The sequence below is a fragment of the Massilia sp. WG5 genome (assembly GCF_001412595.2).
Classification (GTDB): domain Bacteria; phylum Pseudomonadota; class Gammaproteobacteria; order Burkholderiales; family Burkholderiaceae_D; genus Telluria.
Genome location: NZ_CP012640.2, coordinates 2,044,391 through 2,069,292 on the forward strand (window position 1 = coordinate 2,044,391; position 24,902 = coordinate 2,069,292).

Here is a 24,902-nt window from a genome sequence, read left to right on the forward strand (position 1 = left end):
TAACGTAGTTCAAAAGGATTCTTTTTTATGGACAACGATCTTCTGGTCAGCAAGACGGGCACCATCGAACGCTGCATCAAGCGTGCCCGCGACGAGTACGAGAAGGACCCGACCACCTTTGTCGGCGACATCACGCGCCAGGACGCGGCCACGCTGAACGTGATCCGCGCCTGGGAAGCGGTGGTGGAGATGGGCGACTACGCGCTCGCCCAGCTCGGCCTGGGTCCGGCGCACGACGAGCGTGAAGTGATCTCGCTGCTGGAAGAGAACGGCTGGATCGATCCCGCCCTCGGCGAAGACCTGAAGCGCACCGGCGAGTTCTGCCGCGCCGAATGGGATCACCAGGCGGCGCCGCTGCCGGCCCTGGTCACCATCATCAAGCGCGGCCTCGACGATTTCGACGCCTGTGCGCGCGCTTTGCTGGCGCGGGCCGCGGATATGCCGGCCGCAACGCCTGCCGGGACATCCGCCGCCGGCGATCCTGCCATCTAAGTCTGCGACTTTTTGTCTAACTGGTATCATGCGCGCTTTCATGGACCGGACAACACAAAGAACATGAGCCAACCGACCAACCTGCCCTCCTTCTGGAGCCGGCTTTCCCTCGCCTTCGGCGCCTTCTTCAAGACCCTGGGCGACGCCGAGTTCGCCGCGCGCGTGCGCGACGACCAGATCGGCCCGATCGCCGCACCGGCGCCGGCACCTGCACCTGCACCTGCACCTGCACCTGCACCTGCGCCTGCGCCCGCGCCGGCCGCGGCCCCGCTGCGCGTCGCGACGCCCGACGCCGCCCTGCAGCTGCTGTCCCTGCTGCAGCGTGAGGCGCGCCTGATCGACTTCGCCAACGAGAACATCACCGTGTACAGCGACGCCGACATCGGCGCCGCCGCCCGCGTCGTGCACGAAGGCTGCGCCCGCGTGCTGCGCGAGCACTTCACGATCGAACCGGTGCGCAACGAGCTCGAAGGCGCCCGCGTCACCCTGCAGGAAGGCTTCGACGCCGCCAGCGTGCGCCTGACCGGCAACGTGGTCGGCAAGGCGCCGTTCACCGGCACCCTGAGCCACCGCGGCTGGCGCGCCGCCAAGGTCAGCCTGCCGCAGCTGGCCGACAAGCACGACGCCAACATCATCGCGCCGGCGGAGGTGGAACTGTGAGCGCAAATATGGAAACGGCGCGTTACGCCATCGGCATCGACCTCGGCACCACCCACAGCGCCCTCTCTTATGTCGACCTGCAGGCCAGCGACGGCGAGAAGGCCGACCAGGGCGTGCTGGCGATCCCACAGCTGAGCGGTCCCGGCACCGTCGAGGCGCTGCCGCTGCTGCCCTCCTTCATGTACCTGCCGCACCCGGACGAACTGGCAGCCGGCGAACTGGCCCTGCCCTGGACCGATGGCCAGGCCGCGCCCGCTTCTTTATCCATCATCGGTGAAATGGCACGCAGCCGCGGCGCCGGCACCCCGATCCGCCTGGTGTCCTCGGCCAAGAGCTGGCTGAGCCACCCGAGCGTGGACCGCCGCGCCGCGATCCTGCCGGCGGACGCCCCGGAAGAAGTCGAGCGCGTTTCTCCCCTGAGCGCATCGACCCGCTACCTCGAACACATCCGCAACGCCTGGAATGCTGCGCATCCGGAAGCGCCCTTCGAGCAGCAGGCCGTCACCGTGACGATTCCCGCATCCTTCGACCCGGGCGCGCGCGAACTGACCGCGGAAGCGGCTCGCAACGCCGGCTATGGCAATCCTGTCCTGCTCGAAGAGCCGCAGGCGGCCCTGTACAGCTGGATCGAAGGCAGTGGCGGCCGCTGGCGCAAGCAGGTCAAGGCCGGCGACATCGTGCTGGTGGTCGACGTCGGCGGCGGCACCAGCGACTTCTCGCTGATCGCCATCCTCGAGCGCGACGGCAACCTGGAACCGCACCGCGTCGCCGTCGGCGACCACATCCTGCTGGGCGGCGACAATATGGACCTCGCGCTGGCGCACCTGGTGGCGAGAAAGCTGCAGGCCAACGGCACCCAGCTCGACGCCTGGCAGATGCGCGCCCTGACCTACGCCTGCCGCGGCGCCAAGGAACACCTGCTGGCCGACGCCAACGCCACGGCCTGGCCGATCGTCGTGCCGAGCCGCGGCTCGAAGCTGATCGGCGGCTCGATCCGCACCGAACTCACGCGCGACGAAGTCACCGCCTTCATCACCGACGGCTTCTTCCCGCGCGTCGAAGCGAACGCCCGTCCGGCCACCCGCACGCGCGCCGGCCTGACCCAGGTCGGCCTGCCGTATGCGCAGGACGCCGCGGTGACCCGCCACCTGGCCGCCTTCCTCGGCCGCCAGGCCGGCGCCACCGCGGAGCTGGAAGGCTTCCAAGGCCAGGTGAACCCGGAACACAGCTTCCTGCACCCGACCGCGGTGCTGTTCAACGGCGGCGTGTTCAAGTCCGACATCCTGTCCAGGCGCGTGATGGACACCATCAACGACTGGCTGTACATGGAAGGCGCGGAACCGGCGCGCATGCTCGAAGGCGCCGACCTCGACCTGGCGGTGGCGCGCGGCGCGGCCTATTACGGCTATGCGCGGCGCGGCGGCGGCGTGCGCATCCGCGGCGGCACGGCGCGTTCCTACTACGTCGGCGTGGAATCGTCGATGCCGGCCATCCCCGGCATGGAACCGCCCATCACGGCCCTGTGCGTGGCGCCCTTCGGCATGGAAGAAGGCAGCGAGCTGGAACTGCCGGGCCAGGAATTCGGCCTGGTGGTCGGCGAGCCGGTCCACTTCCGCTTCTTCGGCTCGACCACCCGGCGCCAGGACCGCATCGGCGACGTGCTCGAGTTCTGGGGCCCGGACGAACTGCAGGAACTGAACGAGATCCAGGCCGAGCTGCCTGCCGAGGGCCGCACCCCGGGCGACGTCGCCATGGTCAAGCTGCATGCACTGGCGCTTGAAACCGGCACGCTCGAACTGATCGCCGTCTCGCGCGAGGGACAGCGCTGGAAGGTCGAGTTCGACGTGCGGGCCACCGAAAACCAGTGAACGCGTCCAGGGCGCCGGCCTGGCTGGTCGGCATCGACCTCGGCACCACCAACACGGTGCTGGCCTACGCCGCACCGGGGACGCAGCAGGTCGCGACCTTCGCCATCGAGCAGCTGGTGGCGCCTGGCGAAGTCGCCCCCGGCCTCCTGCTGCCGTCCGCCCGTTATCATCCCGCCCCCGGTGAACTGGCGGCGGGCGCACTGCAACTCCCCTGGCTGCATGCCGACCTGGCCGGCGTGCCGGATGCCGTGGTCGGCCGGCTTGCCCGCCTGCTCGGTGCCCATACTCCAGGTCGGTTAGTTGCATCTGCCAAGAGCTGGCTGTCGCACCACGGCGTCGACCGCACCGCCGCCATCCTGCCCTGGGGTGCGCCCGAGGACGTCCCCAAGGTCTCGCCGGTGGCGGCCAGCGCCAGCTACCTGGCCTACCTGCGCGCGGCCTGGGATGCGCGCCATCCCGGCCATCCCCTGGCCGAACAGGACCTGGTCCTGACCGTTCCCGCTTCCTTCGACGAAGGCGCGCGTGCGCTCACGCTCGAAGCCGCGCGCCTGGCCGGCCTGCCCAGCCTGCGCCTGCTCGAAGAGCCGCAGGCCGCCCTGTACGACTGGCTGCACCGCCACCGCGCCACGCTGAACGAGGAACTGGCGGGCACGCGCCTGGTGCTGGTGGCCGACGTCGGCGGCGGCACCACCGACTTCAGCCTGGTCAAGGTCGAGCTGGAGGACGGTTCCCCCAAACTCACGCGCATCGGCGTCGGCAACCACCTGATCCTGGGCGGCGACAACATGGACCTCGCCCTGGCCCATCTGGTCGAAGCCCGGCTGCTCAGTCAGGACAAGCGGCAGGACGGCCAGCAGTCACCGCAAGCGCGCCTGTCCGCTGTCCGCCTGGCCCAGCTGACCGAACGCTGCCGCTCGGCCAAGGAACAGCTGCTGGCGCCGGATGCGCCGGACCAGGTAAGCGTTACCCTGCTGGGCGCGGGTTCGCGCCTGGTCGGCGCCAGCCGGACCGCCCAGCTCACGCGCGACGACATCGAGCGCATCGTGCTGGACGGCTTCTTCCCGCTCAACGGCAGCCGCGAAGGCGCGAAGCGCGCGCGCGCCGGCATCGTCGAATTCGGCCTGCCCTACGCCAGCGACCCGGCCATCACGCGCCACCTGGCCGACTTCCTGCGCCAGCACGCCCGGGCGGCGCGCGAAGCGCTGGGCCTAGACGACGATGGGAACCTGCCTGTTCCTGACACCCTGCTGCTGAACGGCGGCGTCTTCCGCGCCGTCCCGCTGGCGCAGCGCCTGGCCGACACCCTGTCCAGCTGGCGTGGCCAGCCGGTCCGCGTGCTGCACAATGCCGACCCCGACGTCGCCGTGGCGCGCGGCGGCGTCGCCTACTCGCTGGCGCGCCAGGGCCTGGCCCCGGCCATCGAAAGCGGCTCGGCGCGCAGCTACTTCCTGCTGCTCGACGGGGTACCGGGCAGCGGAAAACTGAAAGCCGTGTGCCTGCTGCCGCGCGGCGAACAGCCCGGCATCGAAGTACGCCTGGCGGAGCGCAGCTTCGGCCTGCGCCTGGGACGGCCGGTGCGCTTCCACCTGGTCTCCACCACCGCCGATCCGCAGGGAAGCCCGCCGCAGCCCGGCGACCTGCTCGAACTGGATCCGGGCGAGGTGGTGCGCCTGCCGGCCATCGCCACCGTGCTGCGCGCGCGGAAGGCCGAGGCCAGGGCGGAGATCCCGGTCCAGCTGGCGGCCTCGCTGTCCGAGGTCGGCACGCTGGACGTGCATTGCGTGGCCGAGGATGGCAGCGGCCAGCGCTGGAAGCTCGAATTCCAGCTGCGCGGCCTTGACGAAGAAGCCCACGAGGACGAGGCCGACAGCGCGGCCATGCCGCCGCAGCTCGACCAGGCCATCGCGCGCATCGACCGCATCTTCGGCGCCCGCAACCAGCAGGTGGAAAGCCGCGAGGTGCGCCAGCTGCGCGGCGCGCTGGAGCATCTGCTGGGCAGCCGCGAGCGCTGGGAAACGCCGCTGCTGCGCCGCCTGTTCGACGCCCTGCTGGAGCGCGCCAGGGGACGGCGCCGCTCGGCCGAGCACGAACGTGTCTGGCTGAACCTGGCCGGCTGGTGCCTGCGCCCCGGCTTCGGCGATCCGCTCGACGAGTGGCGCATCGAGCAGCTGTGGGCCCTGTTCGAGGCCGGCGCGCAGTATCACAAGGACAGCCAGGTGCGCGCCGAGTGGTGGACGCTGTGGCGCCGCGTGGCCGGCGGCCTCTCCATTGATGCGCAACTGCGCCTGCTCGACGACTTCGCCTTCAACCTGCAGGCCGAGCCCGCGGACCGCGCCAGGCGTCCCGTCACCCTGGTCGACGGCAGCGAGGACGACATGCTGCGCCTGGGCGCCTCGCTCGAACGCATCCCCTCCGCCTACAAGGTCGAGATCGGCGACTGGATGATGCAGCAGATCATGGCGATCCCCGCGATGCCGAAACTGGATCCGAAGACCGCCGCCACCTACGCCCGCTACCTGTGGGCCCTGGCCCGCGTCGGCGCGCGCCAGTCGCTGCAGTCCAGCGCCCACGAAGTCGCAAGCATCGAGGCGGCCGAGCGCTGGCTGGAAAACCTGCTGCGGCTGGACTGGAAGCGCATCGAGCCGGCCGGCTTCGCCGCCGCCCACATCGCCCGCAAGACCGGCGACCGCTCGCGCGACATTGGAGAGCCGCTGCGCGAGCAGGTGCTGCACAAGCTCGCGGCCAGCGGCGCGCCGCCCAGCTGGGCTGCGATGGTGCGCGACGTGGTCGAGCTCGACCAGGCCAGCACCGCGCGCATGCTCGGGGATGCGCTGCCGCCGGGCTTGAAGCTGTTGCGCTGATCAAGTAGCGTACCTCAGCGTGACAAAGTGCGCATTTCTTGATGCTGAAAAAACGTAACATCTTCAAAATTATCAACGTTTTTTCTCTGAGGATGTAATGGAAGAGCGGACTTTTTTCGAGTATGACGATGTAAAGGTGACCAATGCTCGCTTTGTGAGCGGCGGACAGACCTACGTGATGAATAACGTTACCTCCGTAAAACCATTTGAGCAAAAGCCAAGCCGCTTCGGTGGGGTAGTTATCTTGCTCATCGGCTTGGCAATCATGATCAAAGCTAGCTTCATGGTGGGCTTACTGATAACCGCTGCCGCAGCTTATTACCTCTACCAACAGAAAACGATATACCACATCCTGTTAGCAACCTCAGCCGGAGAAACGAAAGCGCTGGTAACGTATCAACGCGATTATCTGGACAGCGTGATCGCGGCATTGAACGATGCGATTGTTTATCGCGGATAGTCTCAAACTCCTGTCAGCAGTCATCGCGCAGCATACCTCTTTGAAGAGTTAGGCCGTACTTTGATCAGTACGGTCAAGCGTGCGCCCATCCCGACGGTGTAGCATGCTCCGCAACCGAGCATGAGAAAGGATCCACCGTGAACCAGCGCTATCGACCGATCACGCGTCTGGGCCTGGGCGGCACCGGGCTGGGCGACATGTACCACACTACCAGCGACGAGGCGGCCGTCACGACCGTCGATGCCGCCTGGGAAGCCGGGATCCGCTACTTCGACACCGCGCCCAATTACGGCGCCGGCCTGTCCGAGCACCGCTTCGGCCAGGCCCTGCGCCGCCGTGCGCGCCACGAATACACGCTGTCGACCAAGACCGGACGCCTGCTGGCGCCCCACATGCCGGGCGAGATCGAAGCGCCTTTCGTCGGCGCCCTGCCCTTCAGGCGCGTGATCGACTACACCGCCGACGGCGTGCGCCGCTCGGTCGAGGACAGCCTGCAGCGCCTGGCCCTCGGCCACATCGACATCGCCTACGTGCACGATCTCTCGCCCGACATGTTCGGCAGCGAATTCGAGCATTACTACCGGATCGCCGCCGGCAAGGGCGGCGCCTTCGAAGGCATGGTCAGGCTGCGCGAAGAAGGCATCATCAAGGGCTGGGGCCTGGGCGTGAACACGGTCGATCCCTGCCTGCGCGCGCTGCGCGACTCCGACCCCGACATCTTCCTGCTGGCCGGCCGCTACACGCTGATGGAGACCACGCCGCTCGCGGAACTGTTCCCGCTGTGCGCGCAGCGCGGCGCCCACGTGGTGCTGGGCGGCCCCTTCAATTCCGGCTTCCTGGCCGGCGGCGAACACTACGACTACCAGCCGGCCAAACCGGCGCAGCACGCGCACCGCGAACGCCTGCGCCAGGTGGCGAGCCGGCACCATGTCGACCTGGCGGCGGCGGCACTGCAGTTCGGCGCCGCACACCCGGTCGTGGCGGCCACCATCCCCGGCGCCAGCAGCCCGGAACACCTGCGCCGCAACGCCACCCTGATGCACATGGAGATCGCGGCGGCGTTCTGGGAAGACCTGCGGGCCGAGGGACTGGTGCCGTACGACGCACCGCTGCCGCCGAGAAAAGCCGCGGCCTAGGCCTGCTCATCTGCTACCCTCAGGGATATTCCTTCCTTGAGGCCCCATATGGCAACCGAATCGAGCTTCGTCGACTACGTCCTGGAGACCGCCAGGCTGGGCAGCCGGCTGACCTGCCGGAAGATGTTCGGCGAGTACGCGCTCTACCTGGACGACAAGGTCGTCGCCTTCGCCTGCGACAACAGCCTTTTCATCAAACCGTCGAAGGCCGTGACCGCACTCGCGCCGGACCTGCCGCAGGGGCCGCCCTACCCCGGCGCAAAGGATTATCCGATCGCCGACGAACTGCTCGACGATCCGGACCTGCTGCGCCGCCTGATCGAGGAAACGGCCGCGCTGATGCCGCTGCCCAAGCCGAAGAAGAAGCCGGCGAAGGCCGCCTAGCCGCGCACGCCTGCCGTCTCCGGCAAGCCGGCCGATTTTGCGGCATCATCACTCTCCTCGATAGCACCCAGACAAGGAGAACAGAATGACCGGCAGCTCGAACCCCTTCTCGACCTACGTCCCGCCGCGGGTCTGGTCCCCCGCGACGCCATCGGGCGGCGCCTTCGCCAACATCAACCGCCCGGTCGCCGGCGCCACCCACGAGCTGGAACTGCCGGTCGGCAAGCATCCGCTGCAGCTGTATTCGCTGGGCACGCCGAACGGTCAGAAGGTCACCATCATGCTCGAGGAGCTGCTGGCCGCCGGCCACACCGGCGCAGAATACGATGCCTGGCTGATCAAGATTAACGAGGGCGCCCAGTTCGGCACCGGCTTCGTCGAAATCAACCCGAATTCGAAGATCCCGGCCCTGGTCGACCGCAGCGGCGAAAAGCCGCTGCGCGTGTTCGAATCCGGCTCGATCCTGGTCTACCTGGCGGAAAAATTCGGCGCCTTCCTGCCGCAGGACCTGCCGGCCCGCACCGAGACCTTCAACTGGCTGATGTGGCAGATGGGCTCGGCGCCATTCGTGGGCGGCGGCTTCGGCCACTTCTACGCCTATGCGCCGGAAAAACTGGAATACCCGATCAACCGCTACGCGATGGAAGCCAAGCGCCAGCTCGACGTGCTCGACCGTCTGCTGGCCGAGCGCCGCTTCATCATCGGCGACGAGTACACCATCGCCGACATGGCGATCTGGCCCTGGTATGGCGGCCTGGTGATGGGCGAACTGTATGAAGCCGCCGAATTCCTGTCGGTGCACAAGTACCAGCAGGTGCGGCGCTGGGCCGACGAGCTCATGGCCCGCCCCGCCGTCATGCGCGGCCGCAAGGTCAACCGCATGCGCGGCAAGCCCGAGGAACAGGTGGCCGAACGCCACGACGCATCCGACCTCGACTGAACTGCCTCCCCAGCCATGCGCTCACCGGGCGGCATCCGCACGCCCGGCGGCAATTCTTCAGTGGCGCAGGCGCGGCAGTGAACTTGCCAGTCCACGCAGGCGTGCAGCCAACACAGCCGCCAGGGCAACGCGTTGGGTGGGGATCGCTTTGCCGAGTGGACCGGCATTGCTGCAGCGCTGGGCAATCGTCATATTCTTCAGCATGTTGTCTGTTCTTCAATTTCCCACAAGAATAATCAGCCTGCCTGGTTGATTCTGTGCGGCACCTCGCATAAGAAACCGTCTCCTTTATCCAAGTTTCATCATGCACAGCACAGTCTGCGCAATCTGTCAAAAGATGTTCAATTTCTTCTCCCACTTTTTCTGTTGCGCGGAACAAACACATCTACAATAATGCAGTTTCTCAAAATAATTAATTTAAGAAACGGAACAAAAGATATTTCGCGTTCATTCCTGTAAGAAAATTCCTACTTTCAATATTGTTCCAATTATTTATTACTTTAATGTTCATTATCATTAAGGCCTTCTTCTCAGAAGGAAATCGATCAAAAGAACACAAAAAGATTTCAGACATTTAATATTGATATTCCCTCATCTTAATAAAATAAACATATTTAAATTTCCATAACGACTTCCGGTTCACACACGATTGACAAAGAAAGTTTCCACGGGCAATATCCCTGCAGAAATCGTTCAGCTGAGAAATATCAGATAGAAAACGATAACGCACGTGTTCCGATAAATCGACGCTAATTGATCATTTTTCAATTAGATCCAGATGAACACGTATTGGGGGGCAAAAGGCCGCAAATGACGGATCCAGCCACCCGAGTCGCCAAGCAGTCTTATTAACTCAAATTGGAAATTTCTGTGATCAATACGAAACTCTTTATTTCCGCCGCTGGCGGTTTGATTATTGCATCGGGTCTGGCAGCTTGCGGGGGCGGTACTGACTCGGCAAACCCCGCAGTCGGCGAATCTCCGCAACTGCTGGCAAGCATGAGCAGCTCCTCGACGAAGCGTGAACACCATATGAAACCGGCGCGCAACACGAGCGCGTCGAGCACCACGACGACCGATACGGCGACCGCCGCCGGCGCGACGATGACGGCAGCGGCCCTGAGCACGTCGACCGCCTCGACCCAGCCCGCCTCGGTCTGGGTGCCGGCACCCGGCACGTCTTTCCAGATCCAGTATGCGGGCACCCTGGACCCGAAGCTGAACGTCAAGATGTACGACGTCGATGCCTATGACACCTCTGCCGCGACGATCGCGGCGATCAAGGCCAAGGGCACCAAGGTCATTTGCTACTTCAGCGCCGGCAGCTATGAAAATTACCGCTCGGATAAGGCAAGCTTCCCGGCCTCGGTCCTCGGCAAAGTCATGGACGGCTGGCCGGACGAGCGTTGGCTGGATATCCGCCAGCTGACGGTCCTGCGCGGCATCATGGGCAAGCGGATGGATGTGGCGGCAAGCAAGGGTTGCGATGGCGTCGATCCGGACAATATGGACGGCTATACCAACGACACCGGTTTCCCGTTGACGGCGCAGGATCAGCTCAACTACAACAAGATGATTGCGCAGGAAGCCCATAACCGGAACCTGTCGGTGGGCTTGAAGAATGACGTCGACCAGGTGAAAGCACTCGCGCCTTATTTTGACTGGGCAATGAACGAACAGTGCAACCAATACAAGGAATGCGGCGTCTATTCGGCATTCACCGGCCTGAACAAGGCAGTATTCGGCATGGAATACAAGCTGGATCCGGCCGTATTTTGCCCGAAAGCAAATGCAGCGAATCTGGACTTCCTGAAGAAGCGCCTCAGTCTCGACGCGATGCGCATTTCCTGCCGCGAGAAATATTAAAACCCTGATAGAAGTCTTTAAGACAATGAGGGAAGGCCATTGCATCGGCCTTCCCTCATGATTTGCATTACCAGGCCGGAGCGGAAATCGTCACCGACTGGCTAGCACTAAGTTTTATGTTGGAAATTTTTTGGCCACCGTAAGACTCGGCGTTATTTCCATAACTGATGCCGGTGACCGGAATCGTCGCCGCGTTCACCGTTTGCAGGGTGATCTTGTTCGGCGATCCCAACACCAGGGTTGCCTTCGCGCCCGATGCGTTATAAGCCATCCTCGCCGCCATGATATTTCCGGTATCGATCTGGCTGGGATTGACGATCGGAAGCGTGAAGATCTGCTCGTATTTCGCCAGCGTGGCCTCGATCAAATCTCCGAGCAACGAGTTCTTGCCGTTATAGGCGCGCAGATTCGGCTGGTGGAACATCAGCGAATCGACATCGTACTTCAGCAGATAGCTCAACATCATCGTGGATTCCTTGTCGAGTACCTCGCTATAAGACAATGCATGGTCCCAATACGGGAACAGCCCGCCCGGTGCATAGAAGTGATTGTATTCCGATACCCACTCCTCGGGCGTTGACACGTTGTAGTAGAGGTTCGTGGGGTGGCGCGGCAGGATCAGGATGCTGGGCTGATACTTGCTGACATAGCCGGTATTCGGCGTCGGGTTATCCCAGCCGGGCTGCGAGGTATCGGACAATATGTAACGAATGTTCAAATCGGCAGCAGCCTGCAGGAAGTTCGGGTTTCCAAGCCCGGAAATATCCGGCTGAATCATGGTTTTCCTGGAATACACTCCCAATCCCAGGTTGTTTGCCATGTTGTTATTCTTGTTGATTTCCTTGTAGGCGCCGTTATAGGTGATCGCATCCAGGTTCGCGTGGGTATAGGTATGGTTGATCCACCGGAAATTCGACTGCAAGGATTTGATGGCGGGGGTCAGCGTATCGTTGCTGTACACCCCCGTCGCGCCCACGCCGTTGAACGGCATCTCCAGGATCAAGCTTGCAGCGGTAGGATACTTTGTACGCACACCCGTTTGCCATGCCGCCAGGCTTGCCAGGTCGGAGCCGCTCATGCGGAAAGTCGGGCCGAACTCGTTATTCCGGACCGGGTCCCACATGTCGTCATCGAGCAGCACGTCATCCGGCTGGGCGTTCATGTACACCTTCCGTGCGCCGAGGAATACGCCTTTGCTCACCCAATTCACGATGCCATAGCCGAGCGCCATCGTATGGACCAGGTAAGGATTGCCGTCGGCCGTGATCGTCAGGTTGGCGCGCCCGTCGGTGTAATTGAAGATGGAGGCGATCGCAAAGCCGTCCACGGTCTTCAGCAGCGGCACGGGATTCGTCGACGAAGCTGGTGTCGCCAGATAGGTCCAGGCGTTCGTTATCTTGATCGGATTGGCTGCATTCAGGTAGTTGAATACCGATTTGCCGGCAGTCGTGACGCTCGCATACACGGGCGAACTTGTCGTATCGACCCCGCTGTAGATATTCAGTCCGTAATTGTCGGGGGCGCCGGCCGGATAGGTATACAAGGTTACTTGGCGCACCTTGAATGCCGCCTCGTAATTCCACAGGGCCTGCCATTGGTCCGCGCTGAATGCGCTCACATAATCGCCGCTCGAGGTGTCGTAGCCAAGATTCCCGGTCGTCAGGATAATACCCTGGTAGCGCCCCGCCCCCGCGCCATCGGACAGCGTCGCCGCACTGAAGGGCGTCGTCTTCGCGATCAGCACGTCATAGGGTACGCCAATCTGATCGAGTGTCGATTTCATCCCCGCCAGGACGGGTTCCGTGCCGTCCGCGGATATCACCAAGAGTTTCATGGCGATCGATTTCGGCGTTTCCGCACTGGCCCGGTCTGGCAACAGCATTGCCAGCGCCAACATGGACACGAACAGGACGCTCCATCCCCCGGATAGGCGGCGCCGCGTCGGTTTTTCACGGATCAGGCGTGGAATACGGAATGCCCTGGTCAACATCCTCTGCAGTCCGTTTCTAAGCGACATTTCTTGCTGCACTAATAGCTGGTCCATCATCTGTACTCCTTGGCGGCGATATATTCAATGCATACAGTCGGTCGTTACCCGTCATTTCTGCTTTAATTGCTTCACAGCGCGCTGCGGTTTGGTGGACGGCAGCGGGTGGGCCACTTTCGCCCTTACAGGCTTGTGCTGCCGTCCTTTTGCCGGCATCTCGTCATTTGCGTTTGCAGCGTTTGCAGCGTTCGCAGCGTTCGCAGCCTGCGCAGTTTCCGTACCGCCATTCGCGGCAATAGCGTAACTGCCGCCAATGCAGAGGGCGGCGCCGATCAGGGCCTGCGCAACAAGCCGACGGGGATAGGATTTCATGGACATATTCACCTCCTTGGATGAGCCGACCGGATAGTCGGTAAATCACACGGCCGGCCCGATACCGCCATGTGCGTCTGCTGCCCGTCACCGGTGCATGCACCGGCGACAGGGCATAATCAAAATTTCATTGTTTGCAGCATGAAGGTTTCGTATTCGAGTCGTTCGAAGGTTCTCGACAGGGAAAACGCGCCGAGAATCGCAGTCAGCAATACCGCTACCGCAAAGCCATAGCCGTAGAATCGGGGGCCTGCGTAGAGGCTCATGAGGGAGAACGCGGTATTTGCCGCGAAAAACAGGACACATAGCGCCAGGGCGAGCTTGCGGCGGTCGAGATAGAAAAAGACGCTGAGCATCGCCAGCACGACCAACTGCATGCCGACAGCGATCAGGTCGACGCTGAACAGGGGACGGTAGAGCTGCGACATCCCGAACCAGCGCAGGATATCGCCACCGCACAACAGCACGATCAGCGTCGTTATTACCTGTACCTTGGCCATGTCGAGCAGGCTGGAAGTCACCACCTCGACCAGCTTGCGCTTCTCTTCCAGGATCGCCGTGTAGGTACCGCCTTTGGTCACGGTCTTGTAATAGCGATGGCACTGGTCCGCGACATCGACCTCCATCCGCACAAAAAACACCGCCATGCCGGGGATGATCGAAAGATAGGCGAGGAAGATCGGGAAATCGTAGATCGGCGAGGCCCGTAGTGGCGCAATGATCTGGACCCCCGTCAGCGTGTCGGCCCAGAAGATGAATTTATCGGACCAGACCCCCAGGTTGTAGAACAGCCCCGTGATGGCCAAGGTAGGGAAGATCTGTGTTTTCCGCAGGAAGGAAAATGCAATGAACTGCTTTGCCGGAAATTCTTTGACAATCATGTTCAAGAGGATGAAAAACATGGTCGCCTGCCCGCCGATGAAGCCTGCCAGCAAGCCTTCCAGTCCATAGTCCCGCAGCCACAGGGCCGCGCCGACCGTGATCGTATAACCGAGTGCGAAGACGAGCACCACCGCACTGGGAGAATGGATCGCGGACGCGAAGATCTGGAGTATCCAGATGCATGACAGCATGCTGAAGCTCGTCAGCATGCATAGACGGTAGACGAATGAGCCATCGAACCACAGCAGCGCCATGCTGCCGAAAGCCGTGCTGGCCAGCAGCGTGATGCACAGCGCCCCCATCAGGTTGGGCAGGACGAGGTCGCTGCGCTTTTCGAAGATGCGGTCGGCCACATAGCGCGTGAACACGATCTGCAAGGGTCCCGTAAGGATCAGCGAGCCTGCCATGAGGTAGCTGATGGATACCTGGAAGCGCTGCACGTTCAGCGATTGCACCGGATTGGCGGTCGTGAAGAGGCCGATGACCAGGATGGCGATGATCGAAATCACCCATGGGCCGCTGCCGACCAGGCCGGCATAGGTGTATGTCTGCACCATGCCGGACACCGTATTCTTGCGCATCAGGCGGCGCAGTTCGAGCGAGATCCCGGCCATCATGCGCCTCCAATCGTGTTGTAGATGTCGCGGTAGGCGTCGATGACGCCCGACTGGCGGTAATAACGCTCCACCCGCTGAATGCCCGCCCGCTGGGCAGCATGCCAGCGCGCCGGATCGCTCAGCAATTCGTAAGCGGCCACGGCCAGCGCGTCGGGATCGGAGATCGGCACGATGCTCCCGCCGCTGCCGAGCGCGCGGTCTTCGGCGCCCCTGCCTTCCACCAGGTCGCGGCAGGCGCCGACATCCGTGGTCAGCACCGGCAGGCCGCTGGCATAGCTCTCGCCGATGACCAGGGGAAAAGCCTCGCTAATGGACGTCAACACCATCAAGCCAAGCTGGGGCAGGATGTCGTCGATGCGCTGGAACCCGAGGAATTTGATATGCCGCTCGAGATGAAGCGTGCGCACCAGTTCCCGGCATTCGTCGACATAGGCCGGATCCTCTTCTTCCGGCCCGACCAGCCAGCCTTCGATGTCCGGCAACCTGGCCGACAGCAGGTGAACCGCACGGATGAAGGTCTTGATATCCTTGATCGGGACAATACGGCCGATCAGTCCCAGCACGTTCGGGATCCGGTCCGGGCGCTTTTCCCTGAGCGGCGCATAGCGCTCGACGTTGACGCCGTTCGGAATGATGCGGGTCCGGGCCGGATCGGCGCCATCGGCAATCTGGCGCTGGCGGTTCTGTTCGTAAAGGGAGATGACCGGGTTGGCGGCAGCATAGGCCAGGCGACCGATGCCTTCGAACAGCCGCAGCCATAACTGTTCGTGAAGCTCGAGACCATCCGCCGGCATCGCGTCGAGCGATCCTTGCCGTTCGCGCAAGAACAGCGACAGCAATTCGATTCGACGTTCCTTGGTATAGATCCCATGCTCGGTCAGGATCAATGGGCGCCGGGTCAGGCGCTGCAGCATCGCCCCAAGCAAGCCGGCGTAGCCCGTACTGACGGCGTGGACCATCCTCGTCGCCGGGATGGTACGCGCAATACCGGCCAGCCGGAGCAAAGGCGCATGCGTATTACGGACTGTCCAGAAATAGGACAGCATGGACGCATCCGGGCAGTTACGCTGATAGTTGCGCAGGATCTCCGCCCATGCCGCCTCGCTATGGAAAAACTCCTTTATGCAGGTCGCCGTGGCGCGCCCGCCCTGCAGCACGGCGCCATCGAAGACCTGCTCGTCGAGCGGCGCGGCCGGGTTGCGGAACCATTCGTGCAGCGCGGCATTGCTCTCGAAATAGGCCGGATTGCCGGCGCATGGCGCCGCCCTGAGCTCTTCCTCCCCCATCAGGAAATACCGGTGCAGCGCGACCACGTTCTTCGGTACTTTGTATTGCGGCACTTCTTCGGCCGAGGTCGCAGTGGCGCCAAGGTAAACCAGTGAGAAACGGAGTTCGGGAAGGCCGGTGATCAGCTCATGCACCCAGGACGACACGCCCCCGCGGACATAGGGATACGTCCCTTCCAGCAGCAGGGTGACGTCAGCCTGGACAGTATCAGCATGCACGATACCGCTCCTTCCAGTAAGCGGATGCCGAACGAAGCCGCCAGACCTGATCGCTGGATTTGCCCATGTTCAGCAGCGTGCCGATTTGCCTGAACTGGCCACGATGGAAAGCGATCTCGGCGAGGAAAGGCGCAACCTTGTCGATGGCGACACCGCCCACGGCCGCATGCAGCAGCGCGGCGCGGGCCGCCTCCAGCTGGCGCGTCTTCAACAGTATCCGTCCCAGCAAAAGCTGCAGGCACGCCTGTCGCGGCTCCATCGCGATACCCGCTTGTGCGTGTTCCCTGGCTTGTTCGAGCAGGAAAGCGGTCGCCCCGCCGCCGCCGCCGAGCAGCGCCAGCTCCCAGTAATCGTAGGCAAGCGCGCGGTGCGCAGCCAGGACCGTTTCCTTCGCCTCGCTATCGACCTGGCGCAAGGATTTTCCGATGCGCTCTTCGATGGCTTTCTCCTTACGTGTCAGCAGCGAGTAGGCCAGCAGCCGGACGTCATCGTCACGGTCCAGCAGGCCGATGCGCAGCAGCGGCGCCGCGCCTTGGGCGTCCAGGGACAGTGTGGCGATCAGCGCCCGCAGGCGGCTATGGCGCCCGGGCGCGCAGCGCAGGACGCCCATCAGGCAACGGTCGCCGTTGATCGCCCCTGCACGGCCCGGGCTCGCGCCCGTGTCGAAGCGTTCGCTGACATTCGAATGCAGCCATTCGGCCCGACACACGGGAGTTCGCTGCCGCCGAAGCGCCGGCACCAGGGCCAGAACCAGGCCGAGCATGCCGAGCACCGGCGTGGAAAACGCGACCAGCCACAGGAAAAACCATCCGCAACGCGGCATCGAGCGATAGGCCGCCGGGAACAGGCTCGGCAGCGCACAGGTCGCCAGCAGGCAGGCCCCCGCATGCAGAGCGATGACGCCAAGCGGCGCCGCCACCGTGGCGCGCATCGCCACCAGCAGGAAAAGACCGAAGACATCCATCGCGAATGCCATCGCCAATGCGATACAGGAAAAAATCACGACACTCTCTCCTTCAACACCTCGACGAGATAGGGCCGGGCCTGCGGAACCTGCATATCGCAGCCGCGCAAGGTGATCGACAAGGCCTCTTCCACGCTTTGCTTGTCCTGCAGTACGGTAAAGGAGGCCTGGATGCCTTCAGTGGCGATCCGGCGGCCGTGCAGTTCCGCCACGTGATCCCGAAGACGGTCCAGGTGGGCGTGGACGGCGTCTTCTCCCGGTGTCGGCATCAATATGACGACCACCGGATGGCTATGGCGGTCCCGGCAGTACCACGGCTGGTCGATGCCTCGAAACACTTCCAGGCACCGGACGAGCAACTGTTCGGATTTGGCAGGCTCGACGATCTTCAGGGTCACGATCGCCAGGCTCATGCCCTGGAAATTCGCCATGCTCATCCCATGCCTGAGACGGCCCAGGAGCATCCTGCGGTCGCCGACGGTGGCGAACAGGTCGACGTGGCTCGACAGGATTTCGGCGGCCTGCCGCGCGATGATGTCCATCAGGTCGAAGGTGTGCTGGTGGATGGCGATAAAGGACATATGGGTGATGCTGACCACCCCATGGATATGGCCCAGGGAATCCACCAGGGGCACCACGGCGATGGCCTGTTCCACGCCGTCGTCGTTGGCGCGGACGCTCACGACCCGGCCGCTGGTCAAGGCTTCGCGCAACAAGGGATTCGTCGGCAACAGTTCCGCGGCGCCGCCAAAGGTAGCCACGGGCCGCGAGCTGGACAATGTGCGATCCTTGATCTCGTACACCGCGCAGGCATGCACATGGCACGACTCGGCAAGGATCTGGAGCAGACAGGTGCCGATGCCGGCCAGGGGCTGTTCGGCATTCCCCCTGGATTTTGCCAGTTGCTCCTTGAGGCGCTGCAAAGAGGCGCGCAGGCTCGTCCGCGTGGCGCCCAAATGACGCTCCAGTTCGCTATGCGATGCCTGCAGCAGATGCAGCCTGGAGGCGAACTGCGCCAGGCGGAGCCTGTCCTGGGCGGCCAGCGCCCGCATGTCCCGCAGCTTGCGCCACCAATGGTCGTGGAATTGTCCGACGATGGCTGCGGCCACGAGATATACGGCGGCCTCGAACTTCGGAAAATGCGCGATGGCATGGGGCGGGTAGTAGGAGAGCTGAAAGGACACCAGCGTCAACAGCAGCGCGGCGCTGACGCCGCCAACGAAACCGTAGCGTATGGCGAACAGGGTCGGCACCAGCACATGCAGCGGAACCAGGGCATCGGCCAATTCCGGACGCAACAAGCCGAGGACTTCCGGCACGACGACCGCGAGGATCACGATTTCCACACATGCACTGCGGAGCGTCCCTTCCGGCTCCCACCAGGGTGAGGTATTTCCTGCTGTGTTCGACATCATCTTTCGTCTCCCCTTGTGATCATGCCAAATCTGCAAGCATTGATCGTTCAAAATTGATGTTGATAGGAAAAACGAATACCGTTGTTCGAGGCTGCAGTAACATTGCTGCGAACGTTGCTGTGAAATGCTTCGAAACGTAATTCGTTGCGCGCCGCGAGCGGGACGGCCAGCATGGCGCGCACGCTGTAGCCCAGGCGGCGATCGGGCCATTGCTCCCCGAGGATCCCGTCGACCAGGCCATGCCAGTGGCCGGGAACGCTGTCCTGGTCGCCAAAGAACAGGGTGCTGCCGACACCGGCCCAAGCGAATTTCTGCGGCACGATCTCACTCACGAGCGTCGAGGGCGGCACGACACCGCGCAGTGACGCAGGCAGGGAGTCGGCGAGCCGGTTGTGTTCCCAGCTGGCGCTCAGCCTCACCTGCCAGATCAGGTCCTTGCGGCGGAAACTGGTGCCTACGCCGCCTTCGAGGCGATACCCGCTGCCGAGCCTTTCGCCGTCGCGTGTGGCGTAGCGTTGACCGGCGATGCCGAGTTGTGCATACCTAGAATCGCCAAGGTCGATCGTCACAGAGCTGTCCAGCTTGCTCTTCTTGCCGATTGCCCTCATCAGGCCCGATTCCTCGCTCAACATATTCGCGGAGCCGCCGAGCCGCAGCCTGGCGGCGGGGCCGAGCTGGCCTGTCCATTCGGCCCGGCCGTAGAACAGGGAATCCTGGCGCCGGTGATTCGTCCCGACGGTGATGCCGGCATCCCCGTCGGCGAGCTGCCATTCCGCCGCGGCCGACAGATCTTCCTCGCTGCGATCGCGGAGGAAAGCGGCGCTCGAACCGCCGAGCGTCATCCGGGCAGCCTTCACGGTGGCGCGTGCGTCCCCGACCGGCATACCGGCGTTAAGTTCCAGCATCCGCAGATCGAGATTGCCGATCTGCCGCTTTTCCGCCACGATGCCGCCGCGCTTGCTCTGCTTCCAGCGCAGTTGCGTCGTCATCTCCGCAAGCCAGGGGTTGTCGGCCGTTTCCGAGTCCCGCGCCGCGGCCTCGGCAAGTTGCAGGGCCTCGGTATTACGTCCGAGCTGCTGCAGCCCGCTGACGCGCTCGACCGCGGAAAGGTGCGACGACGGCGAGTCGAGAATCGCCGCGATTTGCGCGCGGTCGTTGTCGACCTGGGCAAGCGCCAGGTACTGGCGCGCAGGCAGCGCGCCCTGGTCGAAGCGCGTGCGCTGCAACCAGCTGCGGGCGCTATCGTATTTCTTCTGCGCCAGCAGGGAGTCCACCAGCAATTCACGCATCGGGCCGGAACTGTTACCCTGCTGGATTATGTCGATCAACAATCCCTGCGCCGCGGCGTCGCCCTCGAACTCGCGCACCAGTCCCGCATACGACAGCATGAGCGGCGGCGCCAAGGGGGTGCCGAGCTGCTGCGCTTTCTGGAACTGCGGACGCAGCTGCTCATAGGCGGCGCGGCGCAGTGCCACGGCATCGTCGCCGCGGCCTGCCTGGCTGAGGGCCTCGGCATATTCCAGCGTCCATGCAGGCTCATCGGGCTTGGCGCGAAGCTGCCGTTCGAACCATGGCAGCGACTCCTTGCTCCGGTGCAGGCGCTTCAGGCCTGCGGCATAAGGCGCCCAGTAGGCCGGGTCCGTCGATGCCTCGGATTCCCACTTCTGGATCAGCCCGCTCAGCTGGACAGGGTCGCCGTCATCGATTTCAAACCACAGCAGGTTGACCCGGTCGGACACGGATGCGGGATTGAGCGCAAGCGCCCGGTGATATGCCGTGCGCGCGGCCGCCGTTTTCCCATCATGTTGCGCAAGGCGCCCGGCCAGCAACCAGTACATCTCGAGCTGTTCGAACTGTCCGGGCTTGTCCTTGGCGCTGGCCAGCAGCGCCCGCAAGTCGTTCCACCGCTGCGCGCGCGATGCGCTATCCATCGCCAGCAGCAGCCAGCGCGGCTCGTCGAACCGGCGATAGGCCTCGCGCGCGACCGCGATGGCGCCCTCATATTCGCCATGCGCGTTATCGGCTTCGATCAAGCGTTCGGCCACATGCACCTGGTCCGTGTTTCCTTTCCAGGCCGCCTGATAGGCATGTACGGCTTCGGCACGGCTGTCGGCTTGCCACGCCAGGTTACCGAGCAGTACCAGGTAGCGCTCGTCCCCGGGACCGGCCTGGGCGCGGACGGTACGCAGTCGCGCCAGCCCGTCGCCGGGCCGGCCGGCCCGTTCGAGCAGTATCGCTTCGCGCCGCGCAGCCTCGACCGGGCCGATCAGCGACGGCGGCATACGCCGCAGCGTCGCGATTCCCGCATCGAGGTCGCCGGTGAGGACCTGGGCCTCGCTCAAGGCAATCCATAGTTCGACCGGTGCGGTCCGGCGGGCGCAGTACGCGGACAGAAAATCCACCACGTCGCGCGACGAGGAGGCGCGTTGTGCGATTGCCAGCAGGGTCGCCTGCTCGCCCGCCGTAAGGTCCCGGTCATGCGTGGCCTTGCCGATCAGCTCCAGCCACAGCTTGTCCTCATCGCGCGCGTGCGCAATCTGCAGGGCCCGTTCCATGGCGGCACCCGACGGATTGCCGAGGGCAAGTATTGCCCATTGCTTCATCGCGACTTCCTGGGACGAGTTCCAGTCCGCTATTTGCGCCAGCCGCGTACGATGCTGGACGTCAGGCGCCAATGCCACCAGCCGCGTGGCCAGCACCATGGCTTCCGGCAGCGCGCTGGCCGACAGCTCGATATCCAGTTGCCGTTCGAGCGCCGGAACCGCCTCGGGCGACAGCATCAGCAGGGGACGGCCGAAGCGCTGGGCGCGATGAACGTCGTTTTGCGTCTGTGCGATGACCAGGGCACGATCCAGAAACACCGGATCGGTGCCGAACTGGCCCAGCATCTCATCCGCAAAGGCGAGCGCCGCAGCGCCATTGTTTGAGGCCACAAAATTGTCGAGTGCCAGCATGACGTAATTGCGCCGCGCCGCCATGGTCTGACCATCGGACATGGCGATCGTGCGATAGACGATCGCGGCCTTGAGGGGCTGTCCGTGCGCCAGCCAGTTGCGCGCAGTGAGTTCGAGCCAATGCCGCCGGCCCGCCGGATTCAGGTCCGCAAGGCGCTGCAGGGCGCGCGCCGCCAGGTCCGGACGATCGATTTCCTGACTGGCCTCTGCCAGCGTTTCCAATGCCTTCGGCGCGACCGGCAGCGACAACAACTTTTCTATATGCTCGGCGATGCCGGCCCGGATGCCGGTCCGTCGCGGATCCGACGCCAGGCTTTGCCGCATCATTGCCCGGTCAATGTGCAATAGCGCGAGGCGCGCCTCCGGGACCGAGGGCGCGGTGCCGTAGGCCAGCGGAGCGACCAGGCGGCGCGCTTCTTCCCACTGGCCGGTCTCGGCCAGTTCATTGGCCAACGAATAGCGGATCCGATAGTTATCCGGATCGGTTCGCAGCAGGACCCGCAGATAGGCAATCGACAGCGCATCGCGCTGATGGCGCGCCGCCAGGTCAAGGGTGCGGTGCGAATCCGGGAACAGGAAGTACAAGGCGCCGCAAAAGCCCACCGTCGACGCCAGCACCACGGAGGAAGGAATCAGATGGCGCGGCTTTGCGCCAGTACCTGTAGGCCGGGCGCTCATTTTGTCGGCTCGACGCTGAGGGTATCGAGCGAGGGCGTGGCGACCCATGCCGCAAAACCCAGCTCCCGGATGCGCTTTGCCGTATCCAGAGCCAGCCCGGGTTCAAGGGGCGATACGTAATCGATCACCGTGACCGGAAGACGGTAACGCGAACCGATGGTCTGCAGCTGGGCCAGCAACCATGTCCGGTCGGATTCCTGAACCTTGACATATTTGCCGGACGTCGCATCCCATCCCTGGAACAGCGATTCCGCCACCACCCCGTCTACCAGGTGGCCGATATCCGGCAGGATGTCGAATCCCCTGTTCAGCAACAGCCGTACGCCGGGAAAACGGTCGTGAATCTCGCGGACGATATTCGCCAGGGCACGTGCCTGGAGTGCTCTTCCTTCGGGATCCTTGACCGGAATCTGGTAGCTGTCCAGGGTGTCGAGGAAGAAGGCCCGGAATCCCTGCTGCCAAAGCGGCTTGATGCGCTTCTCGATCAGGAATTCGGTCCAGCCCTGCTGGGTCAGATCGGCAATGCGGCTACCCCATGCGGCGTTTTTCCCGAGAAACAACTTCGAATCAAGTTCGCCAGCCGATGCCCGCCAGCCTTCCGCCTCGCCGATACTGAGGTAGGCAAATATCACAGGACGGTTGGAGCCGAAGGCGTCCAGGCTGGGCAGGTTCTCCGCTTCGAGAACCACATAATCGTAATGCGACAACGCTTTTATGGGCACCGGCCGGCCATAAAAGAAAGCCACCGTGGGCGCTTCCGGACGCGTAATCGAGCATCCCAACAGGATTAATACGCCCGGAACGAGTTTCGCCAGGACGATCGATCGATCCAAAGCACTTCTCCTCCCCGGAATTCGGAAAGAAAAGGACCTGGAGCGACGAGGGCGATAGGACGCCCCCCTGCACCTGTTTAAAATGCCGGAAACGAGATTCATTTTTCTCTTTCAGCCAACCCGTGGCAACGGATCAGTTACGCAGGAAAAGATTTAATATTTTGCTGTGTCGCACTTAACATCAATTCTCAAACGTTCAACAACAAGTTATCACTCGCCCAATTTGAGTGCAAGAGGTTTCGGGAAACTTTAAACCGGAATTATTCGGCGAAAAACAACGATGAATTTAGAAAACTAATTTCTATAAAAAACATTTACAAATGTTAAGAAAAATTTTCATTACACAATCATCGCCCATCTCCTCCAAAAATCTACCCAAGATAGGCAAAAGTACTGGACAAAGAAGCAACAAATTACATAAAGTTTCTAATAAACATTAAAATTCCGAAAAATCATTTATGGCAATAGTATTTACTTATGCCATTAAAAAGCGTCGTCCTAGTGGCTTCATATTCCATTCAGAGCCAAGATAAAATAAATTTTCTTTTCTTACTGCGATCTGAACGCATTTGATTATGCTGAGCAGACAAGTCCCGGGATTCACAGCATAAGGAAGGAATGCACGATATCGACAAGATGAATTGTTCAATATTTATCTATCATTTTTTTAATTACTAGCGCGATTCACGAAAAGAAAATTCGATCAGGAAAATAGATTAAAACACCTTCAAGCTCGATTTAACTTTGTCATGCGTGATACATAAAGCCGATAACAATGCACATTGGATGGGCCGTCACATTTTCTTCACGGACCATCAATAAAGAAATAAAGAAATAAGGAAATATCATTTTCCCAAATATAACGCGCGTGTTTTAGATGGCTCCGTGAAAAAGGAGAAGCGCGCATACTAAGAAGCGCCGTTTCGCACTATTGATCGAAGTCAAATGCTTATGCCGCCTCCTCTCTAACTTGACCGGACGCCGGGATGGGCGCTTACTTTAAAGGAGAGCAGCATGAGTTATGCAGACCGCGACAAGTACGGCATGTACAAGGACACCGGCAGCGCCGGTCCCGGCCCCGCCCTGATGGGCGCGGATACCTTGCTCGGCGACAGCGTCGTCAACGGCGCCAACGACGACCTGGGCGACATCAAGGAGATCATGCTCGACATGAACACCGGCCAGGTCGCCTATGCGGTACTGGCCTTCGGCGGCTTCCTCGGCATGGGCGAGAAACTGTTCGCCGTGCCGTGGCAGGCGCTGCACCTGGACACCGTCAACAAGCGCTTCGTGCTGGACATCGACAAGGAACGCCTGAAGAATGCCCCCGGCTTCAACAAGGATGCCTGGCCGGACATGGCCGACGTCCAGTGGACCAACCAGGTCCACAGCTTCTACGGCACCGATCCGCAGCGCAGCGGCGCGCCGAGCATGGGCCCTGACGTGGCGACGCGCGGCGCGGGCGCCGGCGACCTCGCTTCCGGCAGCGGCATCAGCGCCGATCCGCGCGCCGGCAACCAGGGCGACGACAAGGACCTGAGCCACATCCGCGGCAGCAATATCGGCTGACGCGATTACCTGGGACGTAATCGCCGCGCCGCGCGTCGCCGGGCACACTGGTCTCCATCGACTCACCCACCACAGGAGACCAGCATGAACCACGCAGCCAGCCACGCCAGCATCATCGCCGAGCGCTACCTCGCGATCTGGAACGAGCGCGACGACATCATCCGGCGCGCCCGCATCGCCCAGCTGTTCGCCACCGGCGCCAGCTATGCCGACCCGATGATGCGCGGCAGCGGCATCGACGGCATCGACGCCATGATTGGCGCTGCCCAGCGCCAGTTCCCGGGCCACCGCTTCAGCCTCCACGGCACCCCGGACGGACACAGCGACGTGGTCCGCTTTTCCTGGACCCTCGCGCCCGACGGCGGCGCCCCGGTCGCGCAAGGCAGCGACATCGCCCACATGGACGACGACGGCCTCCTGGTCCGGGTGACCGGCTTCCTCGACGCGGCCTGAGGAGGA

General features: G+C 62.8%; 20 protein-coding genes. 11 read left to right on the forward strand and 9 right to left on the reverse strand.

Annotated elements, in window-relative coordinates; translation table 11 throughout:
- Positions 1 to 27: 27 nt before the first annotated feature.
- From AM586_RS09095 to yghU, 8 genes are all read left to right on the forward strand, one after another.
- Positions 28 to 492 carry a DUF86 domain-containing protein gene (locus tag AM586_RS09095; RefSeq protein ID WP_047823648.1) on the forward strand — a complete coding sequence of 155 codons (465 nt, stop codon included), beginning with the start codon at positions 28 to 30 and terminating at the stop codon, positions 490 to 492.
- 63 nt (positions 493 to 555) lie between these two features.
- Positions 556 to 1,152: a DUF2760 domain-containing protein gene (locus AM586_RS09100; RefSeq protein WP_060567042.1), complete on the forward strand. Its 597-nt coding sequence runs from the start codon at positions 556 to 558 to the stop codon at positions 1,150 to 1,152.
- Positions 1,153 to 1,160: 8 nt separating this feature from the next.
- Positions 1,161 to 3,020, forward strand: a complete 1,860-nt coding sequence (locus tag AM586_RS09105) for an Hsp70 family protein (RefSeq protein ID WP_047823643.1) — start codon at positions 1,161 to 1,163, stop codon at positions 3,018 to 3,020.
- Positions 3,017 to 5,881 (forward strand): Hsp70 family protein, encoded by a 2,865-nt coding sequence (locus tag AM586_RS09110; RefSeq protein WP_047823641.1) that lies wholly within the window; start codon positions 3,017 to 3,019, stop codon positions 5,879 to 5,881. Before AM586_RS09105 ends, AM586_RS09110 begins: the two co-directional genes overlap by 4 nt.
- Positions 5,882 to 5,978: 97 nt before the next feature.
- Positions 5,979 to 6,341, forward strand: coding sequence for a DUF6232 family protein (locus AM586_RS09115; protein ID WP_047823639.1), 363 nt, complete (start codon positions 5,979 to 5,981; stop codon positions 6,339 to 6,341).
- Positions 6,342 to 6,478: 137 nt separating this feature from the next.
- Entirely contained in the window at positions 6,479 to 7,477 is a 999-nt protein-coding gene (locus AM586_RS09120; protein ID WP_082439724.1) for an aldo/keto reductase, read from the forward strand.
- 48 nt (positions 7,478 to 7,525) lie between these two features.
- Positions 7,526 to 7,861, forward strand: a complete 336-nt coding sequence (locus AM586_RS09125) for a TfoX/Sxy family protein (RefSeq protein ID WP_047823637.1) — start codon at positions 7,526 to 7,528, stop codon at positions 7,859 to 7,861.
- A gap of 85 nt (positions 7,862 to 7,946) precedes the next feature.
- Positions 7,947 to 8,801, forward strand: a complete 855-nt coding sequence (gene yghU, locus AM586_RS09130; protein WP_060567044.1) for a glutathione-dependent disulfide-bond oxidoreductase — start codon at positions 7,947 to 7,949, stop codon at positions 8,799 to 8,801.
- A gap of 57 nt (positions 8,802 to 8,858) precedes the next feature.
- On the opposite strand, the gene AM586_RS28075 is transcribed toward yghU, so the two are convergent.
- Positions 8,859 to 9,005 (reverse strand): hypothetical protein, encoded by a 147-nt coding sequence (locus tag AM586_RS28075; RefSeq protein ID WP_156328131.1) that lies wholly within the window; start codon positions 9,003 to 9,005, stop codon positions 8,859 to 8,861.
- Between the two features lie 666 nt (positions 9,006 to 9,671).
- On the opposite strand from AM586_RS28075, the gene AM586_RS09135 reads away from it, so the two are divergent.
- On the forward strand, positions 9,672 to 10,667 hold the full coding sequence (locus AM586_RS09135; RefSeq protein WP_156328130.1) for an endo alpha-1,4 polygalactosaminidase: 996 nt from the start codon (positions 9,672 to 9,674) through the stop codon (positions 10,665 to 10,667).
- A gap of 67 nt (positions 10,668 to 10,734) precedes the next feature.
- On the opposite strand, the gene AM586_RS09140 is transcribed toward AM586_RS09135, so the two are convergent.
- The 8 genes from AM586_RS09140 to AM586_RS09170 all read right to left on the reverse strand — a co-directional run bounded on the left by AM586_RS09140 (position 10,735) and on the right by AM586_RS09170 (position 22,874).
- Positions 10,735 to 12,714: a hypothetical protein gene (locus AM586_RS09140; protein WP_156328129.1), complete on the reverse strand. Its 1,980-nt coding sequence runs from the start codon at positions 12,712 to 12,714 to the stop codon at positions 10,735 to 10,737.
- A 51-nt stretch (positions 12,715 to 12,765) separates the two neighbouring features.
- A complete protein-coding gene (locus AM586_RS28080; protein ID WP_156328128.1) occupies positions 12,766 to 13,032 on the reverse strand; it encodes a hypothetical protein in 267 nt (88 codons plus the stop codon).
- Positions 13,033 to 13,145: 113 nt separating this feature from the next.
- A complete protein-coding gene (pelG, locus tag AM586_RS09145; RefSeq protein ID WP_229411084.1) occupies positions 13,146 to 14,525 on the reverse strand; it encodes an exopolysaccharide Pel transporter PelG in 1,380 nt (459 codons plus the stop codon).
- On the reverse strand, positions 14,522 to 16,030 hold the full coding sequence (gene pelF / locus AM586_RS09150) for a GT4 family glycosyltransferase PelF (RefSeq protein WP_109370452.1): 1,509 nt from the start codon (positions 16,028 to 16,030) through the stop codon (positions 14,522 to 14,524). Before pelF ends, pelG begins: the two co-directional genes overlap by 4 nt.
- Positions 16,020 to 17,033, reverse strand: a complete 1,014-nt coding sequence (locus tag AM586_RS09155) for a hypothetical protein (RefSeq protein ID WP_156328127.1) — start codon at positions 17,031 to 17,033, stop codon at positions 16,020 to 16,022. Before AM586_RS09155 ends, pelF begins: the two co-directional genes overlap by 11 nt.
- Positions 17,030 to 18,340: a PelD GGDEF domain-containing protein gene (locus AM586_RS09160; protein WP_047823624.1), complete on the reverse strand. Its 1,311-nt coding sequence runs from the start codon at positions 18,338 to 18,340 to the stop codon at positions 17,030 to 17,032. Before AM586_RS09160 ends, AM586_RS09155 begins: the two co-directional genes overlap by 4 nt.
- Positions 18,341 to 18,456: 116 nt before the next feature.
- On the reverse strand, positions 18,457 to 22,041 hold the full coding sequence (locus tag AM586_RS09165; protein ID WP_162600533.1) for a tetratricopeptide repeat protein: 3,585 nt from the start codon (positions 22,039 to 22,041) through the stop codon (positions 18,457 to 18,459).
- Entirely contained in the window at positions 22,038 to 22,874 is an 837-nt protein-coding gene (locus AM586_RS09170) for an endo alpha-1,4 polygalactosaminidase (protein WP_060567048.1), read from the reverse strand. Before AM586_RS09170 ends, AM586_RS09165 begins: the two co-directional genes overlap by 4 nt.
- A gap of 1,014 nt (positions 22,875 to 23,888) precedes the next feature.
- On the opposite strand from AM586_RS09170, the gene AM586_RS09175 reads away from it, so the two are divergent.
- Both AM586_RS09175 and AM586_RS09180 read left to right on the forward strand, forming a co-directional pair.
- Positions 23,889 to 24,443: a PRC-barrel domain-containing protein gene (locus tag AM586_RS09175; RefSeq protein ID WP_047823590.1), complete on the forward strand. Its 555-nt coding sequence runs from the start codon at positions 23,889 to 23,891 to the stop codon at positions 24,441 to 24,443.
- Between the two features lie 84 nt (positions 24,444 to 24,527).
- A complete protein-coding gene (locus AM586_RS09180) occupies positions 24,528 to 24,896 on the forward strand; it encodes a nuclear transport factor 2 family protein (protein WP_047823588.1) in 369 nt (122 codons plus the stop codon).
- Positions 24,897 to 24,902: the final 6 nt, after the last annotated feature.